This is a genomic window from Neobacillus kokaensis (assembly GCF_014656545.1).
GTDB classification, from domain to species: Bacteria; Bacillota; Bacilli; order Bacillales; family Cytobacillaceae; genus Neobacillus; species Neobacillus kokaensis.
The window spans coordinates 38,963-53,259 of record NZ_BNDS01000017.1 but is presented as its reverse complement, the minus strand read 5'-3'; the positions used below and the strand labels follow the sequence as shown (position 1 = coordinate 53,259).

Sequence of the window (14,297 nt, the reverse complement as noted above, 5' to 3'; positions counted from 1 at the left end):
GCCGGAATCTTGTATTCCGGCCATTTTGCCTATTATTTAAAAAAAGGGGGTTTTTTTTTGCGTAAATTTAAATCCATTCCGATTATTGTCAGTGCTATGCTGGTCCTTCAGCTGTTCTTTCCGATCATCGGTGCCCTGGCTGCAGTGGTGCAAGCTCCTGCCAATCTAAAAATCTATGAACGCTACCCAGGAAATGCTGTCATAGAATGGGACGCGGTTTCTAATAGCTCCGCCTATAAAGTATACCGCTTAGATGGGGACACTAAAACTTTAGCAACTCAGGTTACTACTAACAAAGCTTTTATATCGTTAAAAGAGGGAACCTATACTTACGCGGTCACCGCGGTTGTAAGTGGACAGGAATCACCATTATCTCAGCCCGTTTCGATTAACATCGTTTACCCGGAAATGCAGGCCCCAGGGAACGTAAAAGCTTCTGTTGAAAAATTTTATAATGCAACATTAAGCTGGGACAGTGCCAGCTATGTTCATTACTACAAAATTTATCAAGTCATTGATGGGGTCAGAAAGTTAGTAACTACAACAGAAATGACCACCCAAACCTTTAATACGTTGCCTGAAGGGCATTATGTGTACGAGATTACGAGCTATAATAGCATTTTTGGTGAGTCAGCACAGGCTGCTCATGTTGAGTTCGATATCGTATACCCCGAGATGGAGGCACCTGCCGGCCTAACCTATTCAGTGGCAAACGGTAATGATGTGACCTTAAGCTGGACTCGTGCTAATTATGCAAATAAATACAATATTTATGAGATTGTAGATAATAAAAAGACACTTGTGACATCAACGACAAATGTAAATGTAATGCTGTCAAATGTATCAGCAGGCACTCATCGCTATGAAGTCACATCCTACAGTACTACATTTAAAGAATCTCAAAATGCCGCTGCGATTGAGTTTAATCTGATTCATCCAGTTGTGCAGACTCCTGGAAATGTAAAGTTCTCAATTACAAACGGGAATGATGGAACCTTAAGCTGGGGAAAAGTAGAGTATGCCGTAAGCTACAAGGTCTATCAAATCATTAACGGTTCAAAGGTACTTCTTAAGCAGACGCCTTATCAGCAGGTAAGTTTCCCTAATATGGATAAGGGGACATATATCTATGAGGTAACTGCATATAGTGATCGATTCGGTGAATCAGCACCTGCCCGGCTGGAGCAGGAGGTTGTCCATCCAGCTATGCAAAAACCTGATGCATTTACAGCCTCTATTTTAAATGTAAATACCATCTATTTAAAATGGAAAACGGCAGAATATGCAACAACCTATAAGTTGTATCAGATTGTGGATGGCGAGCGGAAATTTATTTCAGACATTAACAATACCTATACGGCCATCAATAATTTACCGGAAGGCAATTATGTGTATGAAATTACCTCTTACAGCGACCGTTTTGGAGAATCTGCAGAAGCTTCACGAGTAGAGGCAGCCATTGTGTATCCTAAAATACTGGCACCAAATGTACAGGTATATGTTAATCAGGAAGTTAAATCCATTGCCCTTTGGTGGGATGCAGTGGATTATGCTGCCTCTTATGATATTTATCAAATCATAGATGGACAGCGTACGCTGATACAAAATACACCGAATAACCGTATTGTGTTTAACAATATGCCTTATGGTGCTTATATCTATGATGTAGTAGCGCGCAGTAAGTTCGGTGATTCTACTCCTTCTGAACAAGTTACTGCTAATGTGGAACCGATTTTAGAAGCGCCAACGACTCCAGAAGCATCTGTTGAAGGAGATGATGTGATTCTTAGCTGGAATCCAGTAAAGGACGCGGATTCTTATAATGTGTATGAAGAAGTAGACGGGGAACGGGTTCTTGTAGGGAATACAAACGATCCTGAATTTACTATATCTGACTTGGAACCAGGTGAACATACGTACGTTATTGTTCCAGTTTCGCCATCAGGTCAAGAATCAGATAATGCTGCCACGATTACAGTTGATGCCGGGGAAAAGGATACGACGGCTCCGGTAACAGAATCAAACGTAGAGGATAAGTGGTATCAAGGCGAGGCAGCAGTTGAATTAACGGCAACAGATGACCTAAGCGGAGTGGATAAAACCTATTATTCTGTGAACGGCTCAGACTTTGAGGAAGGTACAGCGTTTGCTGTTAACGAAGGCGTCAATGAAGTATCCTTCTACAGTGTTGATAAAGCTGGAAACAAAGAAGAAGTGAAAACAGTAAAAGTGAAAATTGATACTATGGTCCCTGAGACCACTTCAAATGTTTCTGATAAGTGGTACCAAAGCAAAGTATCGGTTGAACTGGAAGCGACCGATGACCTAAGCGGAGTAGATAAAACCTATTATTCTGTGAACGGCTCAGATCTTGAAGAAGGAACCTCGTTTACCGTTAAAGATGAAGGCGTAAATGAGATAGCATTCTACAGTGTCGATAAAGCAGGAAATGTAGAAGAGACAAAAACGGTTCAAGTAAAAATCGATTGGACAGCTCCTGAAACAGTTTCTAACGTCACTAACGAGTGGCATTCAGGGGAAGTAGCAGTAGAATTAACGGCAACTGACAATTTAAGTGGAGTAGATAAAACCTATTATTCTGTGAACGGCTCAGAGTTTAAGGAAGGTACAGCGTTTACAGTTAAGGACGAAGGCGTCAATGAAGTATCTTTCTACAGCGTTGATAAAGCTGGAAACAAAGAAGAAGTGAAAACTGTTAAAGTGAAGATTGATACTGCGGCACCTGAGACCAAATCAAATGTTTCTGATAAGTGGAATCAAGGCGAAGCAGCAGTTGAATTAACCGCAACAGATGACCTGAGCGGTGTGGCGCAAACATTCTATTCTGTTAATGGCTCTGATTTCGTTGAAGGTACCTCGTTTACAGTAAACGAAGAAGGAGAAAATGAAGTAACCTTCTTTAGTGTTGACAATGCGGGAAATGTTGAAGAAATAAAAACTGTTAAAGTGAAGATTGATACGACCGCTCCAGAAACTGTTTCAAATGTTGCTGATAAATGGTACCAAAGCGAAGTATCGGTTGAACTGAAGGCGACCGATGACCTAAGCGGAGCAGATAAAACCTATTATTCTATTAATGGTTCAGAGTTTACGGAAGGAACAGCATTTACGGTTAAGGACGAAGGCATCAATGAAGTATCGTTCTACAGCATTGACAAAGCTGGAAACATAGAAAAAGCAAAAACAGTCGCATTAAAGCTTGATAAAACGGCTCCAACTGTTTCATTTCCATTAGCAAAGGAACAGGAACTTGGCTCAATGATCACGTTAGATTACACAGCTAATGATAACCTTTCCGGAATCGCTGTTGAAAAAGTGACACTGAACGGAAAAACTTATCAAAAAGGCGACAAAATCACTCTAGATCAACCAGGTACAAACAAGCTCCTTGTTACTGTAACGGATGCTGCCGGTTGGACAACTCAAGTAGAAAAGGAATTTGTTGTGTACATTCCTGTCACTCTTGAAGTATTACCAAAAGTGATTAAAGGCAACAATGGGGTCTTTACGGTAAAAGCATCAATACCTAAAGAATACCAATCAGCATCCTTTGATGTTTCCATTGTCACCCTAAACGGTGTAGCCGCCGATCCAAAAAACAATGGCCTGCAAAAGCAAGCTGAAAAGGGCCATTTCAAATTTGAAAGAGCAGACTTTGATTGGAAAAAAGGCGAAACAGTTCTTGAATTACGAGGCTATTTAGACAATGGATATTTAGTCATTGCTAAAACAATAGTTGAAGTTAAATAGAAGACTAGCCCTAGGAACGAATCCTAGGGCTGTTTTTATGGCTTCTGTTTATTTTTTAGCGAGGAAAACTAAGTCCCCCTGTTCTATTGCCCGAGGAGGAAGAAAAAGCGACACAATGGTAAAAAGAACCACGTTCTATAACTCGCCTCCAACAACTTTTTTTAAAAAATCCCCACACCCCCTCTATTTTCTCTTCTAACCTGCCGATACTTATCCAGAGAATATCTTTCATGTGAGGTGACCACCAGTGAATTCCTCTATCACTAGGTTAACAGGGTTTGCGTCTGGATTGGATACAGACTCGATTGTTAAAAAACTGATGAATGCCGAGAGTATTCCGCTTAACAAATTGAAGCAGAATCAGCAAAAGCAAACATGGTTAAGTGATGCTTATCGGCAGTGGAATACTGATTTATTAGCATTCCGGTCGAATACGCTTTTTAATATGAATCTATCAAAAACGTATAATACGTTTACTGTTACATCCAGCCAAGAGAATTCCGTATCAGCCTCAACTTCGGGAAGTTCCCTGGCAGGCACCTATTCGGTGGCTGTAAAGCAACTCGCCAGTTCTGCAGCGTTTACTGGAAGCAAAGTTCCATTAGACCCGACAAAAACGCTGGGTAATACGGTCCAAGGTTCTGCCCAATTAACTGCTGACACCTCCATCACGATGGATGTCTATAATGATCCGAAAAATCCTTCTGCATTTCAGTCTATGACCATCGATATTAAAACAACAGATACAATCAACGATGTAGTCTCAAAGATTAATAATGCAAAGGACAGTAACGGAAAAAGTTTAAGTGTGCAGGCTTTTTACGATCCAACATTACAGCAATTTATTTTAAAAACAAAGGAAACCGGAGCGGCCACAAAAATTGACCTCAGCAAGAATACAAGCGCGGCGAGTCAAGCATTCTTAAGCAATACATTGGGTCTTGACACCACCAATCTGGTCGCATCTGGTCAAAATGCAAATATTATTTTTAATGGAAATGAAATTACTAATTTAGCAGCTAATAATACGACGATTATGGGGATTAATTTTACCTTTAAAAGTACCACTGTGGATGCTAATGGAAATGTAATGCCGAGTACAGTTACTGTTTCTCAAAACCCTGACGAAGTCATCAAAAATATTAAAGATTTTGTTGATAAATATAATAGTTTACTTGAAAAACTCAATAATGCTGTTCAGGAGCCTATCTATCGAGATTACCTGCCGCTTTTAGATGAGCAGCGCAGTGAGATGTCTGAGAAGCAAATTGAGATGTGGGAGGTAAAAGCGAAGAGCGGCCTGCTCCGCAGTGACAGTATTCTCACAGATATAGCGAACAAAATGCGGAATGCAATGACATCGATTGTCGATAATGGCAGTCCCTATTATTCTCTTGCTTCGATTGGAATATCATCAAAAAGCTATCAGGACAAAGGAAAATTGTATGTGGATGAAGCCAAATTAAGAGAAGCTATTCAAACGGATCCTAATGCTGTTGAAAAGTTATTTTCACAGCTTGGAGATACGAGTAAAGGGACGAATGGCGTGATTAAACAAATTTCTAATGTATTACAAGATGGCATAAAAAAGTTAACCAATAAAGCGGGTTATACAGGGAATAGCCAGTATGATCAAAGTGTTATTGGAAAAATATTATCAAATATGCAGACGGATATTACGCGACAGACTGAGAAGTTATCTCGAAAGGAATCCCAATATTATCGGCAATTTGCTTCCATGGAGCAGGCTATTTCAAAATTTAATTCCCAAAGCTCTTGGCTTTACCAGCAAATGGGGGGCGGAATGTAATAAATGGGACTGCTCGCATAAAAAGGACAGTTCAAAGAGTGGATGTTTTCTGATTCGCGGATAATAGCCATCGAATCGCGGATAACTAGCTCAAATTCGCGGATAACCCATGAAAAACCGCGGATAATACCCGAAAATTCGCGGATATGGTGTAATGTTTGCCTAAAAAAAAGACGGCCTCGCGCTAAGCGAGTCCGGTCTTCCCTGTCAGCTTATGAAATTGACTTTGAACGCCTGTCACCCAATGATTGTTTAATTGAGTCGGGTCATTGGAGGCGCCGATTGGGGCGTATTTTGCACCGATTTGGGCAATCGTCTGTTTGCCTTGGTCGAGATAATTTTGCCGAAGATTACGGGCCATATCAAAAATGCTGTCGCGAATCGAGTCATACGACTTTAAGCCGTTTTTGCCCATCATCCCGGCCACATTGTATTTAAAACGTGCTGCATTTGAAGTCCCATTCCCAGTTTCATGAATGGAGATTGCTGCCAGCAGAGCCGGGTTGATTTGATATTTCTCACCAGCCTCAGCGAAGTGATGTCCGGTGTTTTGCAACACACCTTTTAAGTAAAGATCTAGCTTATCGCCGTCATTTTTCGCCGCATCTGTTAGTGATGTCCTATTAGTCGTTTGCAAGACTTTCGTTTGGCTTGTGGCCGTCTCTATAACAGAAGGAAGCCGGTTCAAACCAGTAAATTGCAACGCATCTAAGCCGCTATTGCTTTGCTGATTCATCTCAGCTTGTAATAGGACTTGTTGCAGCAGGAGTTCAAAGGAGCCGCTGTTTAGACCAGATAGATTGGTGCGATTGCCTTGTCCAATGCGCGAAATGTCCATCATGGTTTTAAAAAGAAGCCAATTCGTGGACAAAGATCCAACATTCATAGTTGTTATCTCCTTGGTATGTATTTTTTCTTATTTTAACTCTATTTTATCATCTAGCAACAGTTATTTTCTATAAAAATACTAATTTGTTATATTTATCAATTTTTACAAGGGGTTGAAAAAATAGTGGCGGAAGTGATCCAGCTTTCAGGTATACAAACATCAGGTAACAATGGGCAAGCTAGAGTAACAGAAAAAGGGAAAGAAGGAGAACCTGCTTCCACTTTTGATGCCTTGCTGCAGCTGATCGGTCAGCAAGAGGGAAAAGATGGTGAACTGATACCAGCCGAAATTCAATCGATACAATTGCCGATTCTACAGCAGAATATCGTAATCGTTCCTGTTCTCCAGGAAAAAACGACAATTCCCGCGGTGGAGCAGTCACAGGGTGAGCTGCCAACACTGAAGCAATCTATGGGTTCAACAGCAGCGGGACAAATGGTAGAAACCAAGCCTGAGTACACATCACTTAATAGATTATCAACTTTGCCACTGGCTCAAGGTGCAACGAAATTAGCAAAAGAAATAGTAAATAGTGATGTATCTGATCCGATCATTCCTAACCTAGATACTTCTGAAAAAACAGGGGATTTAAAGCAACATGTATTGTTGGCGGGAACATCAAAGAGTCACATTAGTTTGGAAACAGGTAAAGAACAGAACCTAACAGCTTTTCAAATGAAGCTTAGTGAGGATTCCAATCAAACGGAATCACCAAATACAAATCAAACAGGACAGCTCCAGCTGCCTAATGAATTTTCCTTGATAAATCACACAACAACAGACCAGCCCACATTAGATGGAAAAACAGTTCTAACTGAAACTGTTAGAGCGGCCCACTTCGAACAGGATATGAAGCAATTCATTCAACCGGCCATCCATGTAACAGGTTCGGACGAGGGCTTTGAGGCAGTGTTCACCCTTGCACCGAAGCATTTAGGAAAAGTTGATGTAAAGGTGACGATTCAGGATGGGCAAGTGACGGCAGAATTCCTTACCAGCACTTCTTTAGGAAAGGATTTGCTGGAAACTCATGTCCAGGCTTTACGCTCAAGCTTAGAAACACAAGGGCTGCAGGTTGGAAAGATTGATATCTCACAGCAGCCGTCAAACACCAACACAAACACAAACTTCGTGGGGACTTTCTCGCAAAGCGGTGATTCCCACGGAAGGCAGGGGCAGCAAGAATCACGAAAACGAAGCGATCAGCATTTGATACAAGCCAAAGAACAGACACGTGCTTATGATATCCAAACCGATTGGGTTTCCCAAATCAATACGACAGCATAAGGGATGAACCGAAAATGTCCACGATCCATTCTATTCAATCCAACACAGCATCTCCCAATCGCAGCCTGTCAAAGCAGGAGCTGGGAAAAGAGGCCTTTTTAAAAATCTTAGTCACGCAATTGCAAAACCAGGATCCGACACAGCCGCAAAAGGACGGAGAATTTGTCGCACAAATGGCGCAGTTAAGCGTGCTGGAGCAGCTTTCAAACTTAAACAACTCGCTGACTGCCTATCTTGAATCGGGCAATAATATCAGCCAGCACTCCTATGTGCTTGGAAACAAGGTTACCTGGACTAATCCTGAGACAAATGCGCAGGAGAGCGGGATTGTCGAAGGGATTAATTATAAAAATAATCAAGTTTACTATAAAATCGGTGATCAAGAAATTCTATCGAGCAGCATTACTTCAATGGAAATCAACAAACAATAGGGAGAGATTATCATGTTACGTTCACTAAATTCAGGAGTATCCGGACTTAAAGGCTTCCAAACAAAACTAGATGTCATTGGTAATAATATCGCAAACGTGAATACAGTGGGATTTAAAAAAGGCCGGGTTGTCTTTGAAGATATCTTCAGCCAGACGGTGAAGGCGGCATCTGGTCCAAAGACGGCAACAGCAGCAGCACCTGCAGCAGGAGGTACCAATCCAATTCAGGTTGGTTTAGGAACTAGAGTTGGCAGCATTGACACCGTTCATACACCAGGCAGCCCAACAACAACAAATATCGGCACCGACCTTTATCTGGATGGCGATGGATTTTTTGTCGTGCAAAATGGAACGGAGAAGTTTTTAACACGAGCAGGGAACTTTAAATTAGACAGCAGCAATCAACTAGTCAATCAAAATGGCATGTTTGTCTTGGATCAAAAAGGGAATACCATTACAATTCCAGGTAATTGTATTTCTTTTGCGATTGATCAATCTGGAGAAATTATTGGTGTTGATGTTAACGGGGACAGCGTGCCTACTAATGTAAATATTGGTACAGTGAAGGTTAATAATCCAAGTGGATTACTAAAAGCAGGCGGATCGTTATATTCTCTCACGCCTAATGCAAATGCAGGAAAAATTGAAGATTTGCTTAAAAATAATAAAAGCGACGCCACCATCATCTCCGGAACCCTAGAAATGTCCAATGTCGATTTATCGGAAGAATTAACCGACATGATTACCGCCCAGCGGGGATTTCAAGCTAATGCCAAGATTATTACAGTCTCTGATTCAATTTTAGAGGAATTAGTAAACTTAAAACGATAAAAGTAAAATGCGAGAATATCTTCCTAGGTATTCTCTATTTTTTTACAAAATTCGATACTTTTAATAAATAAATGTTAAATATTCGTAAATAATTCGATAATATTCGTCAATTTATGGGGGTTTACAACAAAATGTATTTGAAAAAATATTTTTGTAATGTTATCATTTTCCTAGAATTACTTAAAAATTGAAAAAGGCAAACCTGAGGAAACTCAGCGACGCAAAGCTATAGGGGCTAAATTGTCATGACAATATGCCAGCCAGTTGCCGAAATAGATTGTCCTAAACTATCTATGTTTATTTGCTATGGACGAGACTATTCTTCGGGGTGGTCTCGTCTTTTTTGCGTCTAGGTATTTATTAATAGTCTAAAAGGAACAAGAGGTGTGAATAAATGGACAACAATATGCCGAATTCCCTGGCTTTTGGAGGCAGTTCTGCTGAACCAAGAGTCTATGATTTTAAAAAAGCATTACGATTATCTATGGAGCAGGTGCGGGTTCTGACGAGAATTCATGAGAATTTTGCTTACCAGCTGGCTTCCTTTATCTCCACTGAATTACGGTCGTTTGTCCAGGTTGAGGCCTCTTCTGTTGAACAGATGTTGTATGAGGAGTTCGTTAAGCAGCTCCCGGATACGACAATATTAAGTGTGTTTGAATCAGGTGAACAGGGTATCCGCATGGCGATGGAGCTCAATCCGCAAATGGCTTTTGTGATGATTGACCGTCTTTTAGGAGGCAAGGGAATGGATGAAGAATGGGGGAGAACCACCTTAACGCCCATCGAATCCAATGTCCTAAAGAGATTGCTGGAAGGGGTTGTTCAAATTCTAAAGAAGGCTTGGAGTGACATTATGGTCCTCCCGCTTCGCTATTTGAACATGGAAACAAATCCACAGTTTTTGCAGCTGGGAATCCCAACGGAAACGGTTATTGTGGTCACCTTTCAAATTACGATTGAAAAAAGGGAAGAAACGATGCATCTTTGTATTCCATACATATTGTTGGAGCCATTTATTCCTAAACTTTCTTCTCATAATTGGTACGGCCATGGGAAATGGGCGAAAAACAAAGATGAAAGTGAATTTTTGCAAGAACGAATTGAACATTTAACGGTTCCGGTTATTACAGAATTAGGACGGGCTGCCATCACCATTGAAGAATTGCTCGGCTTAAATGTCAATGATGTCATTCAGTTAAACCAGCTGGCAGATGAGCCGCTGCAAGTAAGGGTCAATGAAGAAGTGAAGTTCCTTGCCCATCCGGGGATGAAGAAGTCAAGAGTGGCCGTAAAGATTGAACATTTGGTAGAAGGAGATGGCGTTGATGATTGAAACGGGTAAACTGACACAGGATGAAATTGATGCATTGCTTGCTGACCATAAACAAGAGTCAATGAATCAACCATTCCAGTTTGCTGAGCTTGTGCCTGATGAAGCTGTTGAAAAAATAACTGACAACATGAATTTGGACCTTCTTCTCGATATTCCATTAGAAATTGTCGTGGAACTGGGTCGGACGAAAAAGAAAATTAGTGAAGTGCTAGAATTAACGAGCGGCTCGATCGTGGAATTAGATAAGATGTCAGGCGAACCGGTGGATGTGTTTGTCAATAACAAGCTGATTGCCAGAGGTGAAGTGGTTGTTATTGAAGAGCACTTTGGCGTAAGAATTAAGGAAATTTGCCAATCTCCGTTATGAGGAGGGCAATGAAAAGATGATTACGAAAAAAGAGGAACAGCTGCAGCATTATTTTGAACTTTCTAAGAGGATATTGGAAGCATTACAGCAAGGAGCGGAAGACTTGGTGCCAGGATTGCTCGAGCAGAGGGAAGTTTGCATTTCTTCTATTAATAAGGTAGATGGGGAAGCTGGATCTCTGCTTATGAGTGACACGATAAGAGAACAGCTAAACAGGCTTACTGTACTGGAAAAAGAAATTCAGTCACAATTGCAGCTGACGATGAGAAAACTATCCAACCGCATTCGTTCCGAGCAAAGAAATCAGTTTATTAAGAGTCAATATGAGGATTTGACCGGTGTTTCAAAGGGTGTTTTTTATGACCGAACGAAGTAAAGGGGGGACGAATTTATGATCGACCGAAATGAGGTTTACCAGAGAAATCAAGTGTTTACGGCTAAACCGGAGGATTTAACGCTCATGCTCTATAATGGCGGTGTAAAGTTTCTCAACCAGGCAAAGCGGGCAATTGAGAACAAGGACCCGGCAAAAGCTCACTCCTTGATCATGAAGACGCAGGATATCCTAACCGAACTTATGGTGACATTAAATATGGATTACGAACTATCAAACTCGCTTTATTCTCTCTATGACTATATGAAACAACGATTAATGGAAGCCAATATGAAAAAAGACAGCGGGATTCTAAATGAAGTAGAAGGTATGTTTCAGGAGTTGAAAACCTCATGGGCAGAAGCGATAAAATCATTAAAGTCTAATTCTTAAGTTTCTATTGAAAAGGGTGAAAAAGATGAACCGATTGATTGGAATCATGTCAAGTGCCTTAGATGCCTCTGCCTTACGTCAAAAATCAATTTCTAATAATATTGCCAATGCAGACACCCCCAATTACAAACCAACAAAGGTTTCCTTTGAAGAGATGCTGCAGCAGGAAGTTCAAAGCAGATTCGCAGGAAACCGTACCTATCCCAAACATTTCGTGATAGGGGCTTCCCATGCAGCGTCGATTCCTTCCGCGAAATTAGAACGGGAAAACACTGTTTTTTCAAACAGTGGAAATGGTGTAGATTTGGATTTTGAAATGACCCAGCTAAGTCAAAATACGATTTGGTACCAATCGTTAACCTATGGATTGAATGAAGAATTTAATTTATTAAAAGCATCAATTAGAGGAAGGGGATAAACACTATGTCGATTTTTCAAACGTTATCAATCAGCGGCTCTGCGTTAACAGCGAATCGGCTAAAGCTTGATGTTGTTTCCTCTAATATTGCGAACGCCAACACTGCAAGAGGCCGATTAGTGAACGGAGAATGGCAGCCTTACCGCCGGAAGATGGTGGAGATGACGCCGAATAAGCCCCCGACGTTTATGAATTATCTTCAGCAGGAACTCTCTCTTTCAGGAGTCCATGTTAATAAAATTGTTGAAGATACGACCCCGTTTCAGGCCGTGTATGATCCATCCAACCCAGATAGCAATAAGCAAGGATATGTGATGATGCCTAATGTTGATGTCACCAAGGAAATGGTTGATTTGATGTCAACATCACGAGCGTATGAAGCCAATGTTACAGCCTTTAATGCCGGAAAATCGATGCTGTTAAAGGCCTTGGAAATTGGAAGATAGGGAAGGAGGAGGAATAGGATATGAACATCAGTAATATTCAAGGATTGCCGGGCAGTTTTTTGCAGGGGATTAAGCCGCAGGCCGCAGCTGAACCATCTGCCTCCTTCGGGAATCTGTTACAAAAATATATTCAAGAAGCAAATAGTGCCGTGAATGAATTTGAAACGAAATCATTAGCATTAGCCAAGGGAGAACCGATTAACCTGCACGATGTGACGATTGCCGCACAAAAAGCAAGCATCGCTGTTACGCTAACAACCCAGGTGCGGGATAAAGCAATGGAAGCTTATCAAGAAATCATGAGAATGCAAATCTAGTAAGGAAATAGTGGAGAAGCATGATTCAACAAATACGAAACGTTAAAGAAAAGTATATCGAATATTGGAACTCTGTCAGTAAAAAACAAAGATTTCTTTTTGTTGGTATTTTTATTGCTCTTATTTTCGCTTTGGCGCTCTCAATCTTTCTTCTGTCAAGACAGACGTATGTTCCGCTGTTTACCAATGAACTGAGCCAAAAGGAAATCGGCGATATCAAAGCCGAATTAGATCAGGAAGGCTATACGGACTACCGCTTGGATCGGAACGGAACCACGATTGAGGTTCCAAAGGAGGATGTCGATAATTTATTAGTTTCCTTGGCTTCAAAAGGACTGCCGAAAACGGGAACGATTAGTTTTTTCGATATGACAAAGGATTTGCAATTTGGGGCAACCGACCGGCAGCTTGATGCGATGGAAAAAGAGGCCCTTCAAGGGGAAGTCGCTAATTTGTTACGGCATGTCGAAGGGGTGAAAAATGCTGCTGTTGTCATATCTACGCCGCAGGAAAGCCTGTTTATCAGGCCGGATGAAAAGGAACAGGCTTCCGCTTCCGTTGTCGTTGAACTGGAGCCGGGATATGAATTAGAGCCTAAGGAAATTCAAGTTTTGTATCATTTAGTCTCTAAAAGTGTCCCGAATTTGCCGAAAGAAAATATTGTGATGACGGACCAGGGCGGACAAGGGCTGGAGCTGCCGGATCAAACAACGGGAGCCATGGATAATTTTGATCAGCAGCGGAAAATCCAGAAGGATATCGAACATGATATTCAAAAAGACTTGCAGCAGATGCTCGGAACGATTATGGGGCATAACAAGGTGCTGGTTCAGGCGTTTGTGCGATTAAATTTTGATCAAGTGAAGACACGGGAAGAATTAGTCGAACCTGTCACAGAAGACGAAAAAGGCAAAAAAAATAAGGGACTGGCCATCAGTGTCGAAGAGATTACGAAAGAATACAGCGGCAAGGATACGACTTCTGGTGTGAACGGAACGGGGCAAACGGATGTGCCTGAACAATATTCCGCTTCGAGCCCATCACAGGAAAATACTTCGAGCGAGACTGAAAATCGTGTCAATTATGAAGTGAACCGCATCACGAATGAGATTTCGAAAAGTCCTTATAAGATTGAGGATTTGACAATCAATGTCGGTGTGGAGCCTCCGGACCCCAAAAACCCGGCATCGCTGAAAGCGGAAACGAAGGCAAATATTCAACAGGTTCTCTCGAATGTAGTAAGGACAGCCTTAAGTCCGAATACGGCATTAACCGATCAAGATATTACATCACGGATTACTGTGTTCTCTCAAGCTTTCAGCGGGAAAGCAGAACTGCCAAAAGTCGAGGAAAAGTCTAATCAGCTTCAGCCATGGCTGCTTTATAGTCTAATTGGTGCCGGCGGCTTGATTCTCCTTCTTGTACTATTCCTTGTCTTACGCCGCAGGAAAGCAGCTGAGGAGGAAGAGGACGATCCATTTCCTATTTACCAAGAGGCTGTCTATGAATCTATTGAGCTAAAAGAAGATGAAAAAGCAGCGATTAAAAAGCAAGTGGAGCAGATGGCGCTCGATCAGCCAGAAGAATTCGTCGGCTTGCTGCGGAATTGGCTTACGCGTGATTAGGTA

14 protein-coding genes and 1 riboswitch are annotated in these 14,297 nt (G+C 41.4%); of the genes, 13 read left to right on the top strand and 1 reads right to left on the bottom strand.

Going from position 1 to position 14,297, the window contains the following annotated elements; genetic code table 11:
* Window positions 1-57 precede the first annotated feature (57 nt).
* Both IE222_RS17620 and fliD read left to right on the top strand, forming a co-directional pair.
* The gene (locus tag IE222_RS17620) at window positions 58-3,771 is read left to right on the top strand and encodes a fibronectin type III domain-containing protein (protein ID WP_191275055.1); all 3,714 of its coding nucleotides are present in this window, start codon (window positions 58-60) and stop codon (window positions 3,769-3,771) included.
* A 247-nt stretch (window positions 3,772-4,018) separates the two neighbouring features.
* A complete protein-coding gene (fliD, locus tag IE222_RS17615) occupies window positions 4,019-5,581 on the top strand; it encodes a flagellar filament capping protein FliD (RefSeq protein ID WP_191275054.1) in 1,563 nt (520 codons plus the stop codon).
* A 184-nt stretch (window positions 5,582-5,765) separates the two neighbouring features.
* Here fliD and IE222_RS17610 read toward each other — a convergent pair whose 3' ends face one another.
* Window positions 5,766-6,452, bottom strand: a complete 687-nt coding sequence (locus IE222_RS17610; RefSeq protein WP_223282778.1) for a glucosaminidase domain-containing protein — start codon at window positions 6,450-6,452, stop codon at window positions 5,766-5,768.
* Window positions 6,453-6,593: 141 nt separating this feature from the next.
* Between IE222_RS17610 and IE222_RS17605 the strand changes: the two genes are divergently transcribed.
* The 11 genes from IE222_RS17605 to fliF all read left to right on the top strand — a co-directional run bounded on the left by IE222_RS17605 (window position 6,594) and on the right by fliF (window position 14,294).
* The gene (locus tag IE222_RS17605) at window positions 6,594-7,757 is read left to right on the top strand and encodes a flagellar hook-length control protein FliK (RefSeq protein WP_191275050.1); all 1,164 of its coding nucleotides are present in this window, start codon (window positions 6,594-6,596) and stop codon (window positions 7,755-7,757) included.
* Window positions 7,758-7,771: 14 nt separating this feature from the next.
* A complete protein-coding gene (locus tag IE222_RS17600) occupies window positions 7,772-8,188 on the top strand; it encodes a flagellar hook capping FlgD N-terminal domain-containing protein (protein ID WP_191275048.1) in 417 nt (138 codons plus the stop codon).
* Between the two features lie 12 nt (window positions 8,189-8,200).
* Entirely contained in the window at window positions 8,201-9,019 is an 819-nt protein-coding gene (locus IE222_RS17595; RefSeq protein ID WP_191275046.1) for a flagellar hook-basal body complex protein, read from the top strand.
* Between the two features lie 185 nt (window positions 9,020-9,204).
* A riboswitch (cyclic di-GMP riboswitch) is annotated at window positions 9,205-9,291 on the top strand.
* A gap of 122 nt (window positions 9,292-9,413) precedes the next feature.
* Window positions 9,414-10,355 (top strand): flagellar motor switch protein FliM, encoded by a 942-nt coding sequence (fliM, locus tag IE222_RS17590; protein ID WP_191275044.1) that lies wholly within the window; start codon window positions 9,414-9,416, stop codon window positions 10,353-10,355.
* Window positions 10,348-10,722: a flagellar motor switch protein FliN gene (gene fliN / locus IE222_RS26960; RefSeq protein ID WP_370465063.1), complete on the top strand. Its 375-nt coding sequence runs from the start codon at window positions 10,348-10,350 to the stop codon at window positions 10,720-10,722. Before fliM ends, fliN begins: the two co-directional genes overlap by 8 nt.
* 16 nt (window positions 10,723-10,738) lie before the next feature.
* On the top strand, window positions 10,739-11,098 hold the full coding sequence (locus IE222_RS17580; protein ID WP_191275040.1) for a flagellar protein FliT: 360 nt from the start codon (window positions 10,739-10,741) through the stop codon (window positions 11,096-11,098).
* A 15-nt stretch (window positions 11,099-11,113) separates the two neighbouring features.
* Window positions 11,114-11,488 (top strand): flagellar export chaperone FliS, encoded by a 375-nt coding sequence (fliS, locus tag IE222_RS17575; protein WP_191275038.1) that lies wholly within the window; start codon window positions 11,114-11,116, stop codon window positions 11,486-11,488.
* A gap of 25 nt (window positions 11,489-11,513) precedes the next feature.
* Window positions 11,514-11,906 (top strand): flagellar basal body rod protein FlgB, encoded by a 393-nt coding sequence (gene flgB, locus IE222_RS17570; protein WP_191275036.1) that lies wholly within the window; start codon window positions 11,514-11,516, stop codon window positions 11,904-11,906.
* Between the two features lie 5 nt (window positions 11,907-11,911).
* Window positions 11,912-12,352 carry a flagellar basal body rod protein FlgC gene (gene flgC / locus IE222_RS17565; RefSeq protein WP_191275034.1) on the top strand — a complete coding sequence of 147 codons (441 nt, stop codon included), beginning with the start codon at window positions 11,912-11,914 and terminating at the stop codon, window positions 12,350-12,352.
* Window positions 12,353-12,372: 20 nt separating this feature from the next.
* Entirely contained in the window at window positions 12,373-12,669 is a 297-nt protein-coding gene (gene fliE, locus IE222_RS17560) for a flagellar hook-basal body complex protein FliE (RefSeq protein ID WP_191275032.1), read from the top strand.
* 20 nt (window positions 12,670-12,689) lie between these two features.
* Complete coding sequence (fliF, locus tag IE222_RS17555) at window positions 12,690-14,294, top strand: flagellar basal-body MS-ring/collar protein FliF (RefSeq protein WP_191275030.1); 1,605 nt, start codon at window positions 12,690-12,692, stop codon at window positions 14,292-14,294.
* The last annotated feature ends 3 nt before the right edge of the window (window positions 14,295-14,297 follow it).